This is a genomic window from Streptomyces sp. AC550_RSS872, assembly GCF_019049285.1.
Classification (GTDB): Bacteria; Actinomycetota; Actinomycetes; order Streptomycetales; family Streptomycetaceae; genus Streptomyces.
This window is the reverse complement of record NZ_JAGMUL010000136.1, coordinates 1-244: the sequence shown is the minus strand read 5'-3', so window position 1 is coordinate 244 and position 244 is coordinate 1. Positions and strand designations below refer to the sequence as shown.

Below are 244 nucleotides of genomic sequence, written 5' to 3'. Positions count from 1 at the left end.
GCCCGAGACGACGCACTGGTCGGGGGCGTTGACCGCGGCCAGGGCGAGGTCGGGGCGGCTTGCAAGGAGCGGGGTGACGTCCTCGGCGGGCGCGGCGAGGGCGGCCATGCCGCCCTCGCCGCGCACTGCCTGCATCAGCCGGGCCCGCGCGGCGACCAGCCGTACGGCGTCGGGGAGGCTGAACAGGCCGGCGACGGCGGCGGCGGCGACCTCGCCGATGCTGTGCCCGACGAGGACGTTGGGG

The 244-nt window shown here is 78.3% G+C and carries 1 protein-coding gene; it reads right to left on the bottom strand.

Translation table 11 applies throughout. From position 1 onward, the window contains the following. Positions 1-244, bottom strand: a 244-nt coding sequence (locus KUM44_RS36100) for an acyltransferase domain-containing protein (protein WP_217213991.1), incomplete at both ends; no start/stop codon positions are given.